Origin of the sequence: Alistipes sp. AF48-12, from assembly GCF_003477565.1 — a bacterium.
In the GTDB taxonomy this organism is placed as follows: domain Bacteria; phylum Bacteroidota; class Bacteroidia; order Bacteroidales; family Rikenellaceae; genus Alistipes_A; species Alistipes_A hominis.
In genome coordinates this window covers 54,483-76,619 of sequence record NZ_QUDJ01000005.1, presented here as the reverse complement: position 1 = coordinate 76,619, position 22,137 = coordinate 54,483, and the positions used below count along the sequence as shown (strand labels likewise).

Genomic DNA, 22,137 nt, shown 5'->3' with positions numbered 1-22,137 from the left:
AATATCAATGATTTGTATTCAACAATCGTTCCATCATATACTCGCTCCGCTCCCGGTCGGTGTCGAATTTCCCCATCACGTCCGGGAAAAAGAACAGCCGCAGGATCGCGAACATGATAAACAGCTTGACGAGGATCACCGCCCACAATGTCCGCCCCAGGCTGGTCATCTCGCGAAAACCATCCCGGTAGAAACGGAAAATACGAACGAACACGTTGCGGCTCATGACGTCTTTGTCTATACGGTTTACCGAAAGTCAAATATATGAATTATTTCGAAATTTCCTATCTTTGTCCGGTAACAGCGAATAATCCAAATGAAAAAGATAAGAACCATCATATTCGACCTGGGCGGCGTACTGATCAATTACAGCATCGAAGCGACCGTCCGCAAATTCGAACAGATCGGCTGTATGAACGCCGCCGAATTCATCAATCCGTACAAACAGTCCGGCGTGCTGCTGCAACTCGAACGCGGGGAGATCCGCCCCGAAGATTTCCACGACGCGATCATCCGGGAAATCGGACGCCCGGTCGACCCGCAGGCGATCGACGACGCGCTGTGCAGTTTCCTGCTCGACCTGCCGCAGTACAAGCTCGACATGCTGCTCGACCTGCGCCGGCAGGGCTACCGGGTCTTCATGCTCAGCAATACGAACCCGATCATGATGCGCTTCATGATGGAACACCGCTTCAAACAACAGGGGCTGACCATCGACGCCTATTTCGACCGGTTGTTCCTCTCTTACCGGATGAAGCTGGTGAAACCGTATCCGGAGATTTACCGGAAAATGATCGACGAATCGGGTATCCTACCTGCCGAAAGCCTGTTCATCGACGACTCCGAAGCCAACATCCGAACGGCCGCTTCGCTGGGATTCAACACCTACCTGGCCGCACAGCACGAAGACTTCCGAAATCTGTTTTCGCAATACGAACCGTTTACCGAAAAATAAAAGTTATGAAAAAGCGCATTTCCCTTGCGGCGGTTGCCGTAGCGGCTGTCGCCTGCTCGTCCGCAGAAAAAACGCCGACAACGCCCGTTCTCACCGATAAGATCGTATTCTGCGAAGCCACGCTGCCGCTGGACGGCAAACTGCTGGTCGGCAGCTTCGGCTCCGACGAGTTCAATCCGCTGAACACCGAGGGTAAAGGCTATATCCTCGAATTCACCGACACGGTTTCGCGGGTGCTGATTCCGGCCGACGGCACGCTGTCGGCGCCCAAGGGACTGCTCGTAAAAGACGATTACCTGTTCATCGCCGACGTCGGCAAAATGGCGGTCTACAACCTCGCCGCGCCGAACGAGAAGCCGAAAATCGTTCCGTTCCCCGAAGGCGAACTGTTTGTCAACGACATGGCCCTGCACGGGAACACCCTTTACGTGACGGTGACCAACACCGGCAGCATCTACGCGCTGAACGTCGCCCGGCCGTCGCAGCTCGACACCGCGGGACTGAAACCCTACGTGACGGTACCCGGAGCGAACGGGATCGTCATCCGGGGCGACACGATGTATATCGCATCGTATCCGCCGGACGGCGTCACCACGCAGGATAACGTGATCTACCGCATCGACAACATATCCACTCCGGTAGCCACCAAGTTGTTCGACCGTCCGGGACAGTACGACGGCCTCGCGCTGAGCGGCGACGGGAGCCGCCTGTATTTCACCAATTGGGTCGATTCGGAAGTCGGCTATTACGATCTCGGAACGGGAAAGACCGAACTGTTGACTCCGGGCGTCGGAATCGAAGGGCCGGCCCGGCTGTCGACCGACGGCAAAAAACTGTACGTTCCCGATCTTCCGGGCAGTAAAGTAGTCGAGATAGACATCCGTTAACGATCTCCGTACGAAAAACGACGCAGGCATCCGGCATCCGCCGCGAAACGCCTGCGTTTTTTACGTTTGCGCTTTCCGGAACGAATGTTCCGGCCCGCCGGCCCGCAGAACCATATCCCGCATGTGAAACGGAAATTCCGCCGGCCGGAGAAAAGGCCGTTTTTAAATTTATTAAATTAATGCCGAAATATTTTTTGCATCAAAAACTTTTTTTTATACCTTTACACAACTATATGTATATAGGTTAAAGGCCTGATAGTTTCAACGACCCGACTTAACTTGCTAACTTTAAAACAAAACCTAAATATTTGAAGCCATTATGGACAGAAGAGAATTCCTCAAGAAATCAATGTTGCTGACCGCCGGAGCCATGGTCGGCGGTTCCCTGTTTTCCGAAGCGACCCTGTCGGCCGCCCAAAGCGGAAGCGCCACCGGGAAGAAAAAAACGATCGGGCTCCAGCTCTATTCGATCGGGGGCGATATGGGCAAAGACGCCGCCGGATCGTTGAAAAAAATATCGGACATGGGTTATTCGGCCGCCGAAACCGCTTCATACGGAGACGGTAAATTCTACGGCCGCACGCCCGCCGAATTCCGCAAGATGGCCGAAGACGTCGGCATCCGGGTCACCGGAGCGCACCTCGGCCGCGGATACGACGCCGGATGGGAAGACTGGTGGAAGCAGGCTTGCGACGCGCAGGCTGCCGTCGGCGGCAAGTACATCGTACTGCCGGGCATCGATTTCGGGAAGACGGAAGCCGATCTGAAAAGAACCTGCGAATACTTCGACAAGGTGGGAGCCATCGCCAATGCCGCCGGCTTGAAATTCGGCTATCACAATCACGCCCACGAATTCAACAAACAGGACGGATACGTGATCGAGAACTACCTGCTCGAACATACCGATCCCGAGAAAGTGATGTTCGAACTGGACGTTTACTGGGCCAGCAAGGGCGGCGTCAACCCGTCGGCTTACATCCAGAAATACGCAGGGCGTTTCCCGCTGTTGCACATCAAGGACGACAATGTCATCGGAGCCAGCCAGACCATCGACTTCGAAGCGATCTTCAATGCCGCCTACAAACAGGGGCTCGAAGCTTACTACGTGGAGATCGAAGCCAACGACATCCCGCCGATGGAGTGCGCCGAAAAGAGCGCCGAATACCTCAGCGCAGCTAAATTCGTTAAATAACCGACATAACCAACCAAACTAAAACCTTTATATCTTATGGCAGAAAAAATATCCCGGAGAGACTTTTTGCGCACGAGCGCAGTCGGCCTGGCCGGACTGACCATCGTTCCGAGTTCCGTTTTCGGTAAAGCGGCCGGACAAACCGCCCCGAGCGACAAACTGAACATCGCGGCCGTCGGTATCGGCGGCATGGGCGCAGCCAACCTGTCGAACATGGAAACGGAGAACATCGTGGCCCTGTGCGACGTGGACTGGCAATATGCGAAAGGAACTTTCGACCGCTATTCGAAAGCCAAACGGTACTGGGATTACCGTAAGATGCTCGACGACATGGGCAAGAGCATCGACGCCGTGCTGGTGGCTACCGCCGACCACACCCACTGTATCGTCGCCGCCGAAGCCATGACCCTCGGCAAGCACGTTTACGTACAGAAACCGCTGACCCATTCGGTTTACGAATCGCGTCTGCTGACCAAACTGGCCAAGAAATACAAAGTAGCTACGCAGATGGGTAATCAGGGCGCGTCGGGAGCCGGCGTACGCCAGGTCTGCGACTGGATCTGGAACGGCGAGATCGGCGAAGTGACCCGCGTGGACACCTTCACCGACCGTCCGATCTGGCCGCAGGGGCTGATGCGCCCGAGCGAAGTGGATCAAATTCCCGAAACGCTGAACTGGGATCTGTTCATCGGACCGGCTCAGATGCGTCCGTACAACAAAATCTATACCCCGTGGAACTGGCGCGGTTGGTGGGACTTCGGCACCGGAGCCCTCGGCGACATGGCCTGCCACATCCTGCACCCGGTATTCAAAGGTCTGCAGTTGGGTTATCCCGACCGCGTACAGGGCAGTTCGACGGCCCTGCTGACCGATTGCGCCCCGAACGCCCAGATGGTGAAATACGTTTTCCCGGCCCGTGCGAAAAAAGAGAAGGTCAACATGCCCGAAGTGGAAGTAACCTGGTACGACGGCGGTCTGACCCCGCCGCGGCCGGCAGGCGTACCGGCAGGCAAATCGCTGAACGACAGCGGCGGCGGCGCTATCTTCTACGGAACGAAAGATACGCTGATCTGCGGTTGCTACGGCGTGAACCCGTGGCTGGTATCCGGCCGCAAACCGGAAGTTCCGAAGATGAACCGCGAAATCACCGCCAGCCATGAACAGGACTGGATCCGCGCCTGCAAAGAGAATCCTCAATCGCGCGTACAGACCTCGTCCGACTTCAGCGAAGCGGGTCCGTTCAACGAAATGGTCGTAATGGGCGTGCTGGCAGTACGTCTGCAGGGCCTGAACCGCGAACTGGAATGGGACGGCGAAAAGATGAAGTTCAAGAACATCGGCGCGAACGAAACGATGCAGATCATGATCGAAGACGGGTTCACGATCCACAACGGGCACCCGACCTTCAACAAACGCTACACCGATCCGTTCAACGCGAAAGAGTTCGCAGACAGATGATCAAGCACAATTACCGCGACGGCTGGGAACTGCCGGCCATGCCCAAGTAATCAACGAATTATTAATTAATACACGAAGACAAGAAAATGAAACGATTAATGTGTGCTATCAGTTGCATGGCCGTTGCCGCAATGGCAGCTTCCTGCGTATCGAATCCGAATAAGAAAGCCGCGGCCGACAGCACGGCCACAGCCCAGACTGCGACGTAGAAGAAGGCTTCGTTGCCATCTTCGACGGCAAAACGTTCGACGGATGGCGCGGCTACAACCGTACCGACGTGCCCTCGGCATGGACCATCGAAGACGGCTGCATCAAGATCAACGAGTCGGGCATGGGCGAAGCCGGCGCCAAGGACGGAGGCGATATCATTTTCGCCAACAAGAAGTTCAAGAACTTCGAACTGGCATTCGACTGGAAAGTCGATAAGGGAGCAAACAGCGGCGTTTTCTACCTGGCTCAGGAGATTCCGAACCAACCGATTTACATCTCCGCTCCGGAATACCAGGTGTTGGACAACGAGAACCATCCCGACGCCAAATTAGGCGTCGACGGCAACCGCCAGTCCGCTTCGCTGTACGACATGATCCCTGCGAAACCGCAGAACTCGAAACCGTTCGGCGAATGGAATACGGCCAAAATCCTCGTATATGACGGAACCGTGGCTCACTTCCAGAACGGTACGCAGGTCGTGGAATACCACTTGTGGACCCCGAAGTGGAAAGAGATGCTCGACAACAGCAAATTCAGCAAGGACAAATGGCCGGAAGCCTACGAACTGCTGCTGAACTGCGGCGGTGAAAACCACGAAGGATACATCGGTCTGCAGGATCACGGCAACAACGTATGGTTCCGCAACATCCGCGTTAAGGAACTGTAAAATCGTCCGCAACCGGCGAAAATTCCGTCGGACTTCGCATATTCGAAAACCGGAACAGTATAGATTACTGTTCCGGTTTTTTATTCCGGTAATAAACAAACCGTTCCTATTTGCGGAAAATTATCGAAAAAGACACGGACGCCCCTTTCCCGCATTTTTTAAAATGCAAAAAAATCATTACTTTGCTATATTAAACGATACTTTCTATCCGACTGATATCGCCGACAGACAGGAAGATACCGTTCATTGCTATTTTAACTCGGACGATAATGCGTATAAGAATATATCTGCTGCTGTGTATTGCGTTGTTGACAGGCGATTGCATACACGGCTCCGCTCGCTCGAAAGACGGTATCCTGGTCATCAGCTCCTATTCCCCGCTGAAAGAAAACGGCAACCACGTCATCGCGTCCCTGGTCGGCGCGCTCCGGGAAGAAACCGACAGGAACCTGTTCGTCGAATACATGGATTGTGAAAATTCGCCCGAACTGGCGGAGTGGAAATCATGGATGAGCTCGATGTTCAGGGCGCACGACGAAACGCCCGAAGCGATCGTGATCCTCGGCGGGGAAGCATGGACGACCTATCGGGAATGCGTCCCCGATACCTGGCGCGACGTTCCGGTCGTCCTGGGATTGGTAAAAAGAGGGTACATCGATTACGTAGCCCGGGAGAAAGAGAAAATAACCGATATACGGCAGATCTCCCCCATCGATTCGACGTTCGACGGTTTCCGGGTGACGGGTTATTATTACGCCGATTATTTCAACGAGAACATCGATTTTATCAAACGGTTGCAACCCGAGGTCACCCGCATCGCATTTTGCTACGACGACCGTTACGCGCACGATTTTTTCGAACCGTACCTGTCGCAACTGGTCGCCTCTCACCCGCCGCTCGAACTGGATTACCTGGTCGGCAGTCGGCTGTCGACCCAGGAACTGCTGAAAAGTATCTTCGCGATGGACAGCAGCTACGCGTTGCTGACCGGAGGATGGTACACCGACCGGAACCGTTACCCGCACGCCTATTCGATGCTTCACAACGAATTGACCCGACATTCGACAAAAAACATGTACCAACTGCAGGAGCAGGATCTGACGGAGGCCAACTACATCGGAGGCTACTTCGTTTCCGGCAAAGAACTCGGCCGGGACATCGCCGGACTGACCTACAGCGTACTGACCGAAGGGATCGAAAACAGCCCGGCATTCGGCCCCACCCCGTCGTCGCCCCGGCATCACGTCAATTACAAAACGCTCCTCAAAATGGGGATCGATCCGTCGCGGCTCCCCGCCGACACGGTACTGCACAACACCGACCCCACGCTGTTGGAGAGATATCCGGTCGAAGTCGCTCTCGTCTGCTGTCTATTGCTGCTACTGACCGCCAGCGCGATCTTCGCGCTGGTCTACCGCAGAAAACGCGAGCAACAATACAAAAAAAACTCGCAGAAAATGCAGCACCTGCTGGAATCGATGCCCAACATGGTCGTCATCTTCGACCGGGAGATGAACATCGTCGATATCCTCAATCCCGACCGGGTCATCATGCTCGGCAAAACGGTCGACGAACTGAAAGGCAACAACCTATACCGTCTGCAAGAAAACTTTCCGACATTTTCCGAAGCGGCGGAAACGTTGATTTCCCATGTAACTTCGACGGAAAAAACGAAACAGGCCCGCGATTTCAGTTACGAAGTCACCACTACCCGGAACGAAACGCTGTACATCGAGGCCCGTTCCGTACCGTTCGAAGACCGCAAGGTGCTGCTTTTCGTCCACGATACGACGACACGGGTCGCGGCCGAGAAAAAAGCGGTCATGCTGAAAGATTTCCTGCAGTCGATCATCCACAGCCTTCCGGTCGGCGTATTCGTAAAGGACGCCAACGACCAGTTCCGCTACCTGTTCTACAACAAAAAAGCGAACGACTTCTACCAAGAGGAAAAGGAGCTCCTGCTGGGTAAGAACGATTACGAACTCGACAGCCCGGTAGCCCGGCAATACCGCGAAGAGGACGAAAAAGCGCTGGAAAGCGAAACGCCGCTGGTGTTCGACCGGGTCATGTACGATAACGAGACGAAATCCTACCGGTTCGGCGTCGCAACCAAATCGAGGCTGATCCGCGACGACGGTTCGCGGTACATCATCACGACCATCGCGGATATGACCGACCTGCATAAAAAGGAGACCGAACTGGACAACATCCGCAACGAACTCTCGATCGCCCTTGATGCGGGATCGCTGTCCGCATGGATTTACGATGTGGAGGAAGCGAAATTCATGTCGCTGTACAGCAACACGCTTTCCGACGGTTCGCCCAATCCGGACGTCATTCAACACATGGCGCATCCGGAAAGCCGCGCCGACCTCGACCAGTTCATGGAAGCCCTGCTTTCGGGCAGGGAGCCGAAGCGCCGGAGCGTATTCCGTTTCATGCGCAACGGACAGTACGGATGGTACGAAACGTACGCCATCGCCCAGAAATCACCCCGTACGGGACGCGTCGTGCGGATCGTCGGAACCGAACGGAACATCAGCGACGAAATCGAGCAGCAACAGAAAAAAGAGGAGTACCGGCTCCAATTGGAGCTGGCATTCGACGCCGCGGGCATTACGCCGTGGTCTTACGACGTCGAGAACGACGAATTTACCTCTCCGAGCGATAAATCGGTACTGTACGGACACCGGTATTCGTTGCAGGAAGCCGTGCAGGTGCTGATGCCCGACGACCGCAGGGCCTCTTTCCTCGAAGCGATCGGGCACCTGATCGACGGCACGACGCAGGCGATCGACGCCGTTTTCCTGTTCAAGCAGGCCTCCGGAAAGCAAGAGTGGTCTCAGATCGCCGCCAAAGCCTTCAAACGCGATTCGAACGGACAGGCCCGGAAAATCGTCGGAACCCGGAAGTACATCACCGAATCGTTCGAAGCGGAAAAAAAGTTGAAAGCCTACAACTTCAAATCGGATCTGGCGATCAAATCGAGCGGCATCGTCCAGTGGGATTACGACGTTCAGACCGGCATCATCTCTTCGCCGAACCAAAATGCATTCCTGCGCGACGGCCTGCCGATCGGAACTTATCTGAAACTGATCCATCCGGAAGATGCGAACCGCTTCAAAGAAGCCCTGCAAGGTATGATCGAGCGGGGAGACGAAACGATTCACCACCAAATTAGAATCAATATCCAACAGGAAGGCGGATATCGTTGGGCGGATATTCACGGCGTAGCTTTCGAACGCGACCCGAACGGACGGATCACCAAGATAACCGGGCTGCGGCGCGATATCACCGACCTGAAAAACATGACGCACGAGTTGATCGTTCTGCGCGACAGGGCCGAGGAAGCGAACCGTCTCAAAACGGCGTTCCTCGCCAACATGAGTCACGAGATACGCACTCCGCTGAACGCGATCGTCGGTTTTTCGAACCTGATCGCCCAAACGCGGAATCCCGAAGAGATCGCCGAATTCTGCAAAATTATCGAAACGAACAACGAACTGTTGCTGCAATTGATCAACGATATCCTCGACCTGTCGAAAATCGAAGCCGGACAGCTCGAGTTCGTCTACTCGGACATCGACATGAACGAACTGTTCCGGAACCTGGAGCAAATTTACCTTTTCCGACTCAAAGGAACGGTGCAATTGATCTGCAACCTGCCCGAACGAACGTTCGTCACCCATTCGGAAAGGAACCGGCTCACGCAGGTCGTGTCGAACTTCCTGAGCAACGCCTGTAAGTTCACGACGGAAGGATCGATCACGATGGGATACGAATGCTCCGACGGTCTCATCCGTTGTTTCGTCACGGATACGGGCAAGGGCATCGCCCCGGAAAATCTTCCTCACGTATTCGAACGGTTCGCCAAGTTCGACGCTTTCATTCAGGGAACGGGATTGGGGCTTTCTATCTGTAAAACGATCATCGACAAACTGGGAGGCGAAATCGGCGTCGAATCCGAGGAGGGAAAAGGGACGACTTTCTGGTTTACGATTCCGCCCCGGCCGCCCGAAGGCGGAGACCCGGAAACGATCGCGGATCTCTGACCGGTCAAAAATACGAACCCCGGCCGATTTTTCCGGCGGAACCGATTTATGGTATGAAAATAGCAGTTTTGCGACTGTAATGTTTCGGCGGCCCGGCCGCCCAACGAATAAACGACATAAAAAACAATACGATGGAAAAAATTGCCAAACGACTGACCGATCTGATCGGCAACACTCCGCTGCTCGAACTGAACCAATACGGCAGCAAACACGACCTTCCCGCCCGGATCATTGCAAAACTCGAATATTTCAATCCGGCCGGCAGCGTGAAAGACCGCATAGCGTTGGCCATGATCGACGACGCAGAGAAAAAAGGCCTGCTCAAACCGGGCAGCGTCATCATCGAGCCGACCAGCGGCAACACCGGAGTCGGCCTGGCGCTCGTCTCCGCCGTTCGCAAATACCGGTTGATCCTGACGATGCCCGACACGATGAGCGTCGAACGCAGAAACCTGCTGAAAGCCCTTGGCGCGGAGATCGTCCTGACGCCGGGGGCCGAAGGCATGAAAGGAGCCATCGCAAAAGCCGAAGCGCTGAAAGCGGAGCATCCGGGGGCGATCATCCTGCAACAATTCGAAAACCCGGCCAATCCGGCTGTCCACGTCGCCACGACCGGCGAAGAGATCTGGCGCGACACGGACGGAAAGGTAGACCTGTTCGTCGCCGGAGTCGGAACGGGCGGAACCGTCAGCGGTGTCGGGAAAGCGTTGAAGAAGCACAATCCGGCCGTCCGGATCGTGGCGGTCGAACCGCAGGACTCACCGGTACTCTCCGGCGGAAAGCCCGGCCCGCACAAAATACAGGGCATCGGGGCCGGATTCGTCCCCAAAATTTACGATGCTGGCGTAGTGGATGAAATAATCCCCGTAAGCAACGACGATGCGATCCGCACCAGCCGCGAGCTGGCCGCCGAAGAAGGACTGCTCGTCGGCATATCGGCCGGAGCGGCGGCGGCGGCGGCGACGCAACTCGCTCTGCGGCCCGAAAACAAAGGGAAAAACATCGTCGTCCTGCTGCCGGACACCGGCGAACGCTACCTGTCGACCCTACTCTACGCATTCGACGAATATCCGCTGTAAAACACGGCTGACGCCGGCTCTGGCCAGGAGTTCGAAAAAAGATTCCGCCGCCTTTCCGGAACGCCTTAAAATTGATGTAACAGCCTAATAAATAGGGCTGTTACATTTTTTATAATAGGACGAGGTAACGAAAAAGCAACGGTTCTATTTTCCGTGTTTTGCTTTTGGATTCACACTATCAAACAACTGATAATAAGGCAATAAAACACTTCGAGAACAGCAAATTCTGGAGCTCTTCTATTCAGTTCAGACCTTAATCATATTTTTCTCCAATGCTTCCGGCTTTAGTAGCTTGCTGTGCAGTACCGATTTACAAACGACGAACAGTCTCTATGAAAAGTGTAGTTTATCATAAAACAGGTGAAAATTCCGCATCCGTCCAGTCATCTCCTCTCGGAGCGAAATAAACCTTCCATTATGTATTAAGTATCTACGATGATTTTTTGTTCGTTTTCATTTGTATTTGTTTTACGCAATAGCGTCAGTAAAACGTCAGTAATAAAAAAATAAGAATAAAAAACAGGTTAGAAACCTAATCTAACCTGTTGATTTTTAACTTGTCGGGGTGAAAGGATTCGAACCTTCGACCACACGCCCCCCAGACGTGTACTCTAACCGGGCTGAGCTACACCCCGTAGCCGTAAAAGCAGTGCAAATGTAGCATAAAAAAGTCATTCTGCAAAACTTTTACACGTCATTTTCCACGGCAGGCGTTTTCAAACGTTCCACAAATAGATTAAAAGTCATTTCCCCCCTTATCCGAGATCTCCACGGCTTCACTTCCCGACGCCGAACCGACCGGCCGTAGCGTAAATACGATATAGAAACGATGCTTTTATTTGTTCTGTCCGAATCCTTTTACCGATATCCTGACAGGCAGATCGTACCCCTCCGCAATCAAATCGGCCTCCTGCTCGAAGTGCCCCGGAACGACCGGGTGTACGCGCAAACGCACCGAAGCCGTATCGCCGGGAGCCAGCGGACGGGGACGCAGACTCACTACCGACAGGCAGCCGCAGGTCGTTTCGATCCGGTCGATCTGCAAAGGCTCCGTACCGGCGTTTCTGTAAACCACGTTAAACACGGTATCCCGGCTGATCGGGAACTTCCCCAAGTCGATCAACGTATCGGTTTCGATCTCCGGAGACGCGGACGCCGCACCGTTCCCGCATCCCGGCCAGCCCAGACACACCCCGGCAATCCCCAAAAGAGAACATGCGATTTTCACCGTTTTCATCAGATACTGTCCAAAGGATAATAAACGATAACCGGATTGTCGTTTTCTTCGGTCGAATCAACGATCTCGCGGATCCGGGAATCGGAATAAATCGGGTCGCCGTCCATCTTCGCCCGGTCGATCCCCGCAATCTCGTAAGCGGGGATGCAACTTACCAACGCATTTTCGGTAGCCGTGCAAAAAGTTTTCCGCCCGGGATAAAACAGACTGCTCCCCCACGTCCCCGCCGGGGAGTAATGAATGGCCCGGCGGGTCTTCAGATCCCAAATCAGGTAATTGACGGCATGGAATGTAATCTCTTTCAATTCGTTATTCAAATAATACGTTCCTGTTCCTCGATAGATGTGATATTCCGCACAACCGAACTTCTCGGTCAACCAGACCCGTTCGATTCCGCTGGAATAACCTTTTTTTTGAGCCTTACTGACCACTTCCGGATAATAATCATAGGGACCGCCATCGTCAATCGCCTTTTGAGGGAACGCTTGTTTACCGGTCTGTATTACATACAAAGGGTCTACGCGTCCGTCGTGCCATGTGTATAATGTATCGTTCAGGACGGAAGTCATCAAGAACATACCGTTGTTTTTAGCCATCGACGGTTGCGCTACTCCGCATGACGTCGCACCTGTCACCCGATAAGGCAACGCATAATCCCGAAACGCGTAATTACCCGCCTTAAATACCCCGTATTCATTAGGATAATCCTGAGCATTCGTGAATAGTACGACCAGGTTCTGATCGTCGGCCAGAGACATATCCTTGATAAAATCCATCTCCTCGTCATAACCGACCTTTTCGAGCAATTTTCCATCGAAGCCGTAACGGAAGACCTTTTTACGCAAAATATCATATACGCCTATAAACTCGCCTTGATCGTCGACATAGAAAGCCCCCATACTCAACTGTTCTTGGGGACCTCTGCCGATCTGCCCGATCCGATTTCTGAATGCGCCGGTCGAATCGAAAACCAAAGTACGTTTGTCATCCTGAACGACAATAAAGTTTTTATGGACGGCAACCTTTTGGATTTGACCGATCAGACAATCGTCCGAGGTCTCTAATTTCACAAATCTCCATCTATCGGGAAGACTGTCTTTCAAAAACGGATTTTTTACCGGACAATCTTTCGTACGGAAGACCGTCACCCCGGAAAGAATCCGATCGTTCGGTTGACTACATCCTACTGCTAATAATATTAAAACCAATACGGCATACTTCACAATAACAATCTCTTTTAATTTAGAGTTTCCGACCAACTCAGTCATTCTTCAAAAAAACATGCGATTTTCACCGTTTTCATCAGATACTGTCCAAAGGATAATAAACGATAACCGGATTGTCGTTCTCTTCGGTCGAATCAACGATCTCGCGGATCCGGGAATCGGAATAAATCGGGTCGCCGTCCATCTTCGCCCGGTCGATCCCCGCAATCTCGTAAGCGGGGATGCAACTCACCAACTCATTTTCGGTAGCCGTGCAAAAATTTTTTTGGCCGGGATAAAACAAGTTGATGCCCCACGTCCCCGCCGGGGAGTAATGAATGGCCCGATGGGTCTTCAGATCCCAAATCAGGTAATTGACGGCATGAAATATCATTTCGTGCAATTGGTTATTCATATAAAATGACCCTGTCCCTCGATAGATGTGATATTCCACACAACCGAACTTCTCGGTCAACCAGACCCGTTCAATTCCGCTGGAATAACCTTCCCGTTGGGCTTTGTCAACCACTTTCTGATAGCAGGTGTAAGGCCCTCCGTTATCTATCAGTTTCTGCGGAATCGTTTTTTTGCCTGTTTTAACCAACAGCGAAGGCACCAGTTTTCCCTGCGAAAAAGCGTACAGAGTATCCGACAAAACGGCTGTGACCATAAGAGTCGCGTCGTTTTTACCGAAAGAGGGTCTCGCCACGTCGGACGCTATTTCACTCATGACACGAAAAGGCAATGCGTAAGAACGGAACGCATAGTTCCGTTCTTTGAAACCGCATATTCATTGGGATAATCATTGGCATTCCTGAATTGAACGACTACATGCTTATCGTCGGCTTTGCATAGATCCGCAATAAAATCCAACTCTTTATCGCAATCGACCTTCTCGATCAAATCGCCGTCGAAAGCATAACGGAAAATTTTGTGCAGCAAAGCATCGTAAATACCTACGAATTCCCGTTCTTTATCCACATAAAAAGCGTCGATACTCAACTGTTCTTTGGGGCCTCTTCCTTTTTGCCCGATCCGATTTCGGAATACTCCCGCGGAATCGAAGACGAAAACATGCTGATCATCCTGAATAAAGATAAGATCCTTACAAATAGCAACTTTTTTGATCTGCCCGATAAGGCAGCTATCGCTGGTTTCAAGCTTTACGAAACGCCATTTATGCGGAACGCTGTCTTTCAGAAAAGGATTTTTAACAGGACATTCCGCTACATCAATAACGCTGACCTCCAATAAGCCTGTTTTTACTGAATCACTACATCCGAGTAAAAACAGGCTCACGATGATAAGAAATTGTTTCATTAATTTATGAATTATAATTCCTGTATTACACTCAAATGTGATTTAGCACAGCAGTTATTATCTTTAGAAGGACATATTCCATAACGCACTGTTTTAGTAACACCGACTCTTCCATCTCCGGAAATGGGAAAATCTATTCCTCCAATAGTAACGACAATTGTTCCATCCCCACTTAAGTAAGTAGTTACTTCTGTAGGCTTGGAATAATCTTCCACGGCATCACGCACGTATGTAAAAATATCACAATCATCCACCCCTTCATCTCCACTCAACGCTTCGACATTGGCAAGCAGCAGATCCGAAGAAGCGGAATTGCCCTGAAAATAAACGGTCGCAGAAAAAGCGACAACCTGCCTTTTTAATCGCCGCTCACAAACATCGCCCGTTACACGATCTGCTGCGTCCGCTGGATGACCATGTCCTGCCACTCTTTGCAGAGCGTCGTGAAACGGGCCGACCATCCGGCTACGCGCACCGGCAGGTTCGGGTACTTCTCCGGATGCATCTGCGCGTCGATCAGCGTCGCCGAATCGACTACGTCGATGTGCATGTAGAAACCGCCCTTCTCGCGGAACGTCTTGGCCAGCGCGACCAGCGCGGCGATCCCGTTCTCGTCCTTGACCGAATCGGGCAGGACTTTCAGTTCGACCGTAGCGCCGTTCGGACAGCGGGTGAAATCGAGTTTGCAGTACGAATTCAGCACGGCCGTCGGCCCCTTGCGGTCGCTGCCGGGCGTCGGCGAACAGTTCGTCGCCAGGATATCCCCGACGCGGCTGCCTTCGGGTGTCGCCCGCCGCGCCATCCGCCAGTCGATCTCGCGACCGAACGTACTGATTCCGCACGGACGTTTCAGTCCGTTGCGCTCCTTGACCCGGCCGACGATCGAGGTATAGTCGTCGAACACCCGTTTCATCATATCGTCGGCCTCGGCGTGGTCGTTGCCATAAAACGTAAAACGGTTCTGCACCAGTCGCCGCAGGCCCTCGTTGCCCTCCCAGTTGTGACGAAGGATATTGACGAAATGGTTCAGCCCGATGTAATTTTCTTCGAAAACCAGCTTTTTCAGCACCAGCAGGCTGTTGGCCGTATCGCTGACTCCGCCGTAGTGGATACCGTTGACCGTATATTTCGGGCCGCGCTCGTAATAACCGCGTCCCTTCTCGATGCATCCTTCGACGAACATCGACACCAGCGGATTGGGGTTGTTCGGATCGTTCCAACTGCCGTCCAGCGCTTTTTGCAGATTGTCGATCTCCCGGCCGAGTTCCGCCGTAAAACGGCCGTAGACCGTTTCGAAATCGTCCGCTTCGAGCGGAACGTCCTTATCGAGGTTCAGTGCGCGGAACAACGGCTGCATCATGTCGCAAGGCGAATAGATGAACGCCGTCTTGCCCGGAATGATCGCTTCCCAGCAACCGTCGTTGGTAAACTCGCGAGCTTCTTCGAGCGGATAGCCGAACTGCACCAACCCGTCGATCACGGTATTCTCGTTGTACATCGAAACGATCCCGCCGCCGAAACGTTGCACCTCGGCAATCCGGCGGAACAGTTTCTCGGGCGTATGGTCGCCGATACGCACGGCGATCGGATAATCGCTGATATGCAACTCTTCGACGACATCCAGGACGAGGTAGGTAATCGGATTGGTCACTTCGTTCCCGTCCTTGTCGATCCCGCCGAGGATAATGTTCTGATAGAACTGGGCATCCCCCGAACCGTTGAATTCGCCGATCCACTCGGTTCCTTTGATCCAAAAATGGGCGATCAGTTCGCGGGCTTCGTCCAGCGTGATCTTCCCTTTCTGCAGGTCGGCCTCCAGATAAGGCCACAACATCTGGTCGAAACGCCCGATCCCCGACCAGTTGCCCATCAACCGGTGAAAAGCGTACAGCGACCATAGCGACTGCACCGCTTCGCGGAAGTTACGCGGCGGATTCTCGGGGACGTTTTCGAGCGTATCGATGATATTCTGGTAAAACCGGCGTTCGCTGTCCGGCGCATTCCCTTTCATCTCCTTGAGCAGAGCGATGTTGCGCTGCTGCCACAGCGCAGCGGCATCGAGAGTCATCAGCATGGATTCGAGCAGGTCGGTTCCGTGCGAATCCAGCCCGCCCCGGCTCAGCCGTTCGTCGATCTCGGCCCGCAGCCCCTTATACCCCTGGTGCAACACTTTGGCGAATCCGACGGTAGTATGGCTGACCGAGCCCATGTTCAGCGCCGGAATGCGGTGTTGCGCCGCTTCGCGCAGCGTGGCCGACCCGACGATCAGTTCGCCCGGCAGAATACGCAACGGAGCATTCCGCGCCACGCTCAGAGCCGCATAGCCGTATTTGCGGTTATTCGACAATTTTTCATCGCGCCCTTCGGGAAATTCCCAGTCGACGGTAGGCATGTTGCGGCCGTGCTGACCGGACAGCCCCATTTGCGCCAAGTGGTGCGTGATATCGCTGAGACGTTTCGGCGATTCGGGATGCCACGCCTGCCCCCAGTTATAGAGATGTTCGCCCGGTTCGGACAAGGCTTTCGCCGGCGCGCTTCCGGCAAACACTTTTTCATTGAGTCCCACAAACAGGGCGCACAATCCGAGCGACGAGCGTTTCAGAAATTCGCTTCGCGAAATGCGTTCTTGATTGTTCATCGTATTTCAGGTTTATAGGTTTTAGCGTCAATTCTTACGCGGCAATTCCCGCCCCCATTCAAACGCACACCGCCTTTTGGCGAAGTTAATAATTAAAATACGGAAATGCAATACATTATTCTGTCTCCGTCCGATCTTTTTCCGGGGCGGACCGCCCGTCTCCCACAGCTTCTTCCTGCACAGATCGCGCGGCCGGCCGCACTCCCGTCCCTGCCCCGCGACTTCTCCGGCCGAAAACGGAAAGCGGAGAAAACTTCCGCATGGAAATTTTCTCCGCTTTCGGTACAGGGAAACCGCCGGCCGTTATTTGACGGCGATCTCCTTCACCTTCTTCGCTTCGACGGCTTCCTGTTTTTTCGGAATGTCGATGGTCAGCACGCCGTTCTGCACTTTCGCGTCGATCTTATCTTTTTCGACGTTCTCCGGCAGGATCATCACCTGCTGGAAACGACTGTACGAAAATTCGCGACGCAGGTACCTGCCCTTCTTGTCCTCGTCCTTGTGTTCTTCTTTTTTCTCCATCGAAACGACCAACTGGTTATCGGCGTCGATTTTCACCGAAAAATCATCCTTGGTCATTCCCGGCGCAGCAGTTCGACTTTATAATCCGTGTCCGATTCGATGATGTTGATGGCCGGCGAAGCGCTGTTGGCTTTTTCGATCCATTCGTTCCCGAAGAAATCGTTGAAAATTCCCGGTAACCAATTCTGAGATTTTTTTACAGGCATCATAGTTTTGTCCTCCCAAATATTTTAAATTATTAAACATTCTTTTAAACCTTACCCGGGCTCTCTCTTCCCGGTTCCGGAAAGAAAATACTCAAAATATATGCCACGCATACCAAACAAAAAGCCACAGGACGCTGCCCGAACGGCTATGTCCTGTGACTCTGTAAATTAAAAAAAAACGAATGCCCGGCGCCGGAATCCAAACAAGTTGTCAACTTGTCACGCATCTATGAAAAAATGTCCGGAACAATGTCATTTTTTCACTGACAATCAACTAATTGCCAACAACATCATGTCATACAAATCAAATCCCCGTAATTTTTTTAATCTCACTCAGTTTATTGAGCGCTTCGAGCGGCGTCAGCGAATTGATATCCAGCCCCCGGATCTCGTCCCGGATTTGCTTGAGCACCGGATCGTCCAACTGGAACATACTGAGCTGTATGCCGTTGCTTCCATACTGGGCGACCGTGGGAGCTTTCTTCTTATTGTCCTTGAGCTTGCCCCGGTGGGCCGACTCCATATCGTTCAGTATCCGGGCGGCCCGCTCGGTCACCTGCCCCGGCATCCCGGCCATTTTCGCCACATGGATACCGAACGAGTGCTCCGTACCGCCGCGCACCAGTTTCCGCAGGAAGATCACCTTGCGGTTCACCTCTTTGACCGACACGTTGTAGTTTTTCACCCGTTCGTACAACTCTTCCATCTCGTTCAGTTCGTGATAGTGCGTCGCGAACAGCGTCTTCGCCCGCGCCGTCGGATGCTGGTGAATGTACTCGACCATCGCCCAGGCGATCGAGATCCCGTCGTAGGTACTCGTCCCGCGTCCGATCTCGTCGAGCAGCACCAGGCTGCGCTCCGAAATATTATTCAGGATGCTGGCCGACTCGAGCATCTCGACCATGAACGTCGATTCGCCCTGCGAAATGTTGTCCGAAGCGCCCACCCGCGTGAAGATCTTGTCCACGATCCCGATACGGGCCTCTTTCGCCGGCACGTAGCATCCCATCTGCGCCATCAGTACGATCAGCGCCGTCTGCCGCAGCAGCGCCGACTTACCGGACATGTTGGGGCCGGTAATGATGATGATCTGCTGCGACGAGTCGTCGAGCAGCACGTCGTTCGGAACGTACTCCTCGCCCACTTTCATCAGCGTCTCGATCACCGGGTGACGCCCTTCGCGGATGTCGAGAACCGACGAATCGTTGACATCGGGCCGGCAATAGTTCCGTTCGACGGCCAGCGACGCGAACGACAGCAGACAGTCGATCCGCGCGATCGCCGAAGCGTTTACCTGGATCTGCGCGGTATACTGCGCCAGTTCGGCCAGCAGCGCCGCAAACAACTCCTGCTCAAGCACCAGGATACGGCTCTCGGCTCCGAGAATCTTCTCCTCGTACTCCTTGAGTTCCGACGTGATATAGCGTTCGGCTCCGGTCAGCGTCTGCTTGCGTATCCACGATTGCGGCACCTTGTCCTTGTGGGTATTGCGCACTTCGATGTAGTAACCGAACACGTTGTTGAAGCTGATCTTCAGCGACGGGATGCCGGTCGCTTCGCTCTCGCGCTGCTGGATACCGGCGAGAATCTCTTTACCGTGCGCCGCGACGTTACGCAGGTCGTCCAGCTCGATGTTGACGCCCGAAGCGATGACGCCCCCCTTCTGGATCTGGTTCGACGGATCGGGATAGACCTCCCGCTCGATCCGGTCGCGCACCTGCAGGCACAGGTCGAGCTTGTCGGCCAGCTCCCGCAACGGCTCCGCCCCGGAGCGTTCCAGCGTATTTTTGATCTTTTCGACGGCAAAAAGGGCATTTTTGAGCTGCACCACCTCGCGCGGGGTCACCCTCCCTACGGCGATCCGCGAGATGATCCGTTCCAGATCTCCGACCACGCCGACGGCTCCGGCAAGCGTTTCGCGCAGCGCGGCGTCGCCGATAAACAACGACACGATGTCCAGCCGGCGGTTGATCTGCCGCAGATCCTTCAGCGGCAGCGATATCCAGCGACGCAACATCCGCGCGCCCATCGGCGACGAAGTCCGGTCGAGCACATCGAACAGCGAACGGCCCTCCTCGCCGCCGTTGGCCGAAAACAGTTCGAGATTCCGAATCGAAAACTTGTCGATCCACACGAAGCGGTCCTCGTCGATCCGCGCGATGGACGATATGTGTTTGGTATCGCGGTGCTCGGTAAATTCGAGGTAATAAAGAATGGCTCCTGCCGCCACGATGGCTTCCGGCATCCGGTCGATGCCGAATCCCTTCAGCGAAGCGGTGCCGAACTGGGTTTGCAACTTCTCCCTGCCGGCATCTTCGGCGAACATCCACGGGTCAAGCCGGTAGGTATAGTACCGCGATCCGAAAGCTTCCGTAAATTCGGCTTCGCACCCTTTCTGGTAAATGATCTCTTTCGGCGACAGGTTGGCCAACAGTTTGTCGACATACTTGTCGTCGCCTTCGGCCGCATAAAATTCGCCGGTCGAAATATCCAGAAACGCCACGCCGGTGCGCTTCTTACCGAAAAAAACCGATGCGAGAAAAGTATTTTCCTTGCAGTTCAACACGTTGTCGCTATACGACACGCCCGGCGTAACCAATTCGATCACGCCGCGCTTGACGATCTTCTTCGTGGTTTTCGGGTCCTCGAGCTGCTCGCAAATCGCTACCCGTTCGCCGGCACGCACCAATTTCGGCAGGTAGGTGTCGATGGCATGGTACGGAAACCCGGCCAGCTCGACGAACGAAGCCGAGCCGTTGGCCCGGCGCGTCAACGTAATGCCCAGTATCCGGCTGGCCCGGATCGCATCCTCGCCGAAAGTTTCATAAAAATCGCCCACCCGGAACAGCAGGATGGCGTCGCCGTGCACCGCTTTCACGCCGTAGTACTGTTTCATCAGCGGCGTCTCGACGTATTTGGTCTCTTTGGTTTTCTCTTTTGCCAAGGTTCTTCTATATTTTATTGGATCGATCGGACGGTAAAATTAGCTATTTTCCGTCAAAAAATCGCTCGTCGAAATTGATAAAGTACAATTTTTCGGTCGCCCGTGTGATCGCCGTATAGAGCCACCGCAGCAGGTCGCGGCTGATCTGTTCGTCGCCGAACAGCATTTTATCGACGAAAACGCAGCGCCACTGCCCGCCCTGCGCCTTGTGACACGTCACCGCATAGGCGAACTTCACTTGCATCGCATTGAAGTAAGGATTCTCGCGCACCTGTTTATAGCGCTTCGCCTTCGACGGAACGTCGGCGTAATCCTCCGCTACCGCGAAAAACAACCGGCTGCCCTGCTCGCGCGTCAGCGACGGAGAATCGCTGCCGAGCGTGTCGAGCAAAATCTTACACTCCAGTTCCAGATCGTCGTAATCCGGGAACGACAACCGGGCCTGCGCGAAACGGAACCCGTAAAAATCTTCGAACTTGCGGATGCGTCTCAGCAGCGCGGTATCCCCGTTGGCGATAAAATCGACGCTGCACTCCTCCTCGCGTCCGGTATAGTGGTAATTGTTTTTGACCACCATCAGCATATCGCCCGAACCGATCTCTTCCTCGGCGAACAGTACGTGCCGGCGGATCGCCTCGTTAAAACGGTTGGCCCGTTTATTCGACCGCGTGATGACGATCGTCTCTTCCATGCCGTACCTGTCGTAAGCGCCCTGGATCGCCTCAAGGATATCCCCGCCGTCGACGGCCTCCACATCGTCGAACGAAGTGTCGAAAAGCGGAATATCGATAATCCCGGCTTCCAGCATACACCTCACGAGCGTTGCATTGAACAGAATGCCGGAATCGGCCTCCTGCCGCACCACGTCGTCCAGCAGAGCGGCTTCGGCCGTCCCGTACACGCTCATTTTCTGCGGATCGAGCGCCGGACTGCCGTCGTGACCCACCGGGGGCAACTGCGCGCTGTCGCCGACGACGATCAGCCGGCAGTCGCAGCCCTTGCGGATGTAGGCGATCAGGTCTTCGAGCAACTGCCCGGAGCCGAATATCGAACCGTCGGACGAATAATTGGACAGCATCGACGCCTCGTCGACGATAAATACGGCCCCCTTCTCTTTATTATAGTCGAGCGAAAAGGAAGCGTCCTCGGAAGCCAGCGATTTCTGCCGGTAAATCTTCTTATGGATGGTGTAGGCTTTCGCTCCGGCGTAACGGCTCATCACCTTGGCAGCCCGCCCCGTAGGCGCCAGCAGGATCGTCCTGACCCGAAGTCCGGACAAGGTTTTCACCAACGCGGCGATCAGCGAAGTCTTTCCCGTTCCGGCGTATCCGTTCAGAATAAAAATCCGATCCTGCGCATCGCCGCAGAGGAACCCGCCGAGGCGATCGATCGCATTTTTCTGCGCGGGAGTTGGCTCGAATGCGAAATTCTCGTAAATTTGGGAGGCGATATGTTCTGCTAACATGGGCGTTATTGAGTTGCGGACGACACAACGGCCGGAGTATCCGGACTTTCGGATAACGGCCGGCCGACCGTTACAAATTTACGTCAATATTTCCGGGGTT

Annotated in this window: 14 protein-coding genes, 1 tRNA gene and 3 pseudogenes; 7 read left to right on the top strand and 11 right to left on the bottom strand. The window is 53.9% G+C overall.

All coding sequences use genetic code 11. The features are described from left to right. Positions 1-4 precede the first annotated feature (4 nt). Positions 5-226 (bottom strand): DUF4492 domain-containing protein, encoded by a 222-nt coding sequence (locus tag DW082_RS04510; RefSeq protein WP_055204903.1) that lies wholly within the window; start codon positions 224-226, stop codon positions 5-7. A gap of 90 nt (positions 227-316) precedes the next feature. Between DW082_RS04510 and DW082_RS04505 the strand changes: the two genes are divergently transcribed. The 7 genes and pseudogenes from DW082_RS04505 to cysK all read left to right on the top strand — a co-directional run bounded on the left by DW082_RS04505 (position 317) and on the right by cysK (position 10,500). Beyond that, entirely contained in the window at positions 317-955 is a 639-nt protein-coding gene (locus DW082_RS04505; protein ID WP_101572821.1) for an HAD family phosphatase, read from the top strand. A gap of 5 nt (positions 956-960) precedes the next feature. After that, positions 961-1,842: a hypothetical protein gene (locus tag DW082_RS04500; RefSeq protein WP_180951556.1), complete on the top strand. Its 882-nt coding sequence runs from the start codon at positions 961-963 to the stop codon at positions 1,840-1,842. Between the two features lie 319 nt (positions 1,843-2,161). Beyond that, on the top strand, positions 2,162-3,034 hold the full coding sequence (locus tag DW082_RS04495) for a sugar phosphate isomerase/epimerase (protein ID WP_259335506.1): 873 nt from the start codon (positions 2,162-2,164) through the stop codon (positions 3,032-3,034). Between the two features lie 36 nt (positions 3,035-3,070). Continuing rightward, positions 3,071-4,542 (top strand): annotated as a pseudogene (locus DW082_RS04490) (Gfo/Idh/MocA family oxidoreductase). A 161-nt stretch (positions 4,543-4,703) separates the two neighbouring features. Next, positions 4,704-5,369: pseudogene (locus tag DW082_RS04485) on the top strand (DUF1080 domain-containing protein); the annotation flags it as partial. Positions 5,370-5,638: 269 nt separating this feature from the next. Next, positions 5,639-9,421 carry an ATP-binding protein gene (locus DW082_RS04480; RefSeq protein ID WP_118457561.1) on the top strand — a complete coding sequence of 1,261 codons (3,783 nt, stop codon included), beginning with the start codon at positions 5,639-5,641 and terminating at the stop codon, positions 9,419-9,421. A 131-nt stretch (positions 9,422-9,552) separates the two neighbouring features. After that, the gene (gene cysK / locus DW082_RS04475; RefSeq protein WP_101572831.1) at positions 9,553-10,500 is read left to right on the top strand and encodes a cysteine synthase A; all 948 of its coding nucleotides are present in this window, start codon (positions 9,553-9,555) and stop codon (positions 10,498-10,500) included. Positions 10,501-11,060: 560 nt separating this feature from the next. On the opposite strand, the gene DW082_RS04470 is transcribed toward cysK, so the two are convergent. The 10 genes and pseudogenes from DW082_RS04470 to DW082_RS04430 all read right to left on the bottom strand — a co-directional run bounded on the left by DW082_RS04470 (position 11,061) and on the right by DW082_RS04430 (position 22,037). Further along, a tRNA-Pro gene (locus tag DW082_RS04470) sits at positions 11,061-11,135 on the bottom strand. Positions 11,136-11,335: 200 nt separating this feature from the next. Continuing rightward, entirely contained in the window at positions 11,336-11,728 is a 393-nt protein-coding gene (locus DW082_RS04465) for a DUF1573 domain-containing protein (RefSeq protein WP_220452640.1), read from the bottom strand. A gap of 8 nt (positions 11,729-11,736) precedes the next feature. Then, positions 11,737-13,005 carry a 6-bladed beta-propeller gene (locus tag DW082_RS04460; RefSeq protein WP_118457559.1) on the bottom strand — a complete coding sequence of 423 codons (1,269 nt, stop codon included), beginning with the start codon at positions 13,003-13,005 and terminating at the stop codon, positions 11,737-11,739. 34 nt (positions 13,006-13,039) lie between these two features. Then, positions 13,040-13,612 carry a hypothetical protein gene (locus DW082_RS04455; RefSeq protein ID WP_118457557.1) on the bottom strand — a complete coding sequence of 191 codons (573 nt, stop codon included), beginning with the start codon at positions 13,610-13,612 and terminating at the stop codon, positions 13,040-13,042. Between the two features lie 56 nt (positions 13,613-13,668). Further along, positions 13,669-14,262, bottom strand: coding sequence for a 6-bladed beta-propeller (locus DW082_RS04450; protein WP_118457555.1), 594 nt, complete (start codon positions 14,260-14,262; stop codon positions 13,669-13,671). Positions 14,263-14,273: 11 nt separating this feature from the next. Next, a complete protein-coding gene (locus DW082_RS14260) occupies positions 14,274-14,690 on the bottom strand; it encodes a hypothetical protein (protein WP_147386964.1) in 417 nt (138 codons plus the stop codon). Further along, complete coding sequence (locus DW082_RS04445; protein ID WP_101572858.1) at positions 14,648-16,900, bottom strand: pyruvate formate lyase family protein; 2,253 nt, start codon at positions 16,898-16,900, stop codon at positions 14,648-14,650. Before DW082_RS04445 ends, DW082_RS14260 begins: the two co-directional genes overlap by 43 nt. 303 nt (positions 16,901-17,203) lie before the next feature. Then, positions 17,204-17,631 (bottom strand): annotated as a pseudogene (locus tag DW082_RS04440) (Hsp20/alpha crystallin family protein). 301 nt (positions 17,632-17,932) lie between these two features. Then, positions 17,933-20,524, bottom strand: a complete 2,592-nt coding sequence (gene mutS / locus DW082_RS04435; RefSeq protein ID WP_172970802.1) for a DNA mismatch repair protein MutS — start codon at positions 20,522-20,524, stop codon at positions 17,933-17,935. Between the two features lie 91 nt (positions 20,525-20,615). Continuing rightward, entirely contained in the window at positions 20,616-22,037 is a 1,422-nt protein-coding gene (locus DW082_RS04430) for an ATP-dependent RecD-like DNA helicase (protein WP_118457553.1), read from the bottom strand. Positions 22,038-22,137 lie beyond the last annotated feature (100 nt).

Bases quoted from the DNA above. Each gene is read 5' to 3' on its own strand.
- DW082_RS04450 (WP_118457555.1), bottom strand. From the start codon at position 14,262: ATGAAACAATTTCTTATCATCGTGAGCCTGTTTTTACTCGGATGTAGT.
- mutS (WP_172970802.1), bottom strand. From the start codon at position 20,524: ATGAAACAGTACTACGGCGTGAAAGCGGTGCACGGCGACGCCATCCTG.
- DW082_RS04480 (WP_118457561.1), top strand. From the start codon at position 5,639: ATGCGTATAAGAATATATCTGCTGCTGTGTATTGCGTTGTTGACAGGC.
- DW082_RS04500 (WP_180951556.1), top strand. From the start codon at position 961: ATGAAAAAGCGCATTTCCCTTGCGGCGGTTGCCGTAGCGGCTGTCGCC.
- DW082_RS04455 (WP_118457557.1), bottom strand. From the start codon at position 13,612: ATGGTCACAGCCGTTTTGTCGGATACTCTGTACGCTTTTTCGCAGGGA.
- DW082_RS04510 (WP_055204903.1), bottom strand. From the start codon at position 226: ATGAGCCGCAACGTGTTCGTTCGTATTTTCCGTTTCTACCGGGATGGT.
- DW082_RS04430 (WP_118457553.1), bottom strand. From the start codon at position 22,037: ATGTTAGCAGAACATATCGCCTCCCAAATTTACGAGAATTTCGCATTC.
- DW082_RS04445 (WP_101572858.1), bottom strand. From the start codon at position 16,900: ATGAACAATCAAGAACGCATTTCGCGAAGCGAATTTCTGAAACGCTCG.
- DW082_RS04495 (WP_259335506.1), top strand. From the start codon at position 2,162: ATGGACAGAAGAGAATTCCTCAAGAAATCAATGTTGCTGACCGCCGGA.
- DW082_RS04505 (WP_101572821.1), top strand. From the start codon at position 317: ATGAAAAAGATAAGAACCATCATATTCGACCTGGGCGGCGTACTGATC.
- cysK (WP_101572831.1), top strand. From the start codon at position 9,553: ATGGAAAAAATTGCCAAACGACTGACCGATCTGATCGGCAACACTCCG.
- DW082_RS04460 (WP_118457559.1), bottom strand. From the start codon at position 13,005: ATGACTGAGTTGGTCGGAAACTCTAAATTAAAAGAGATTGTTATTGTG.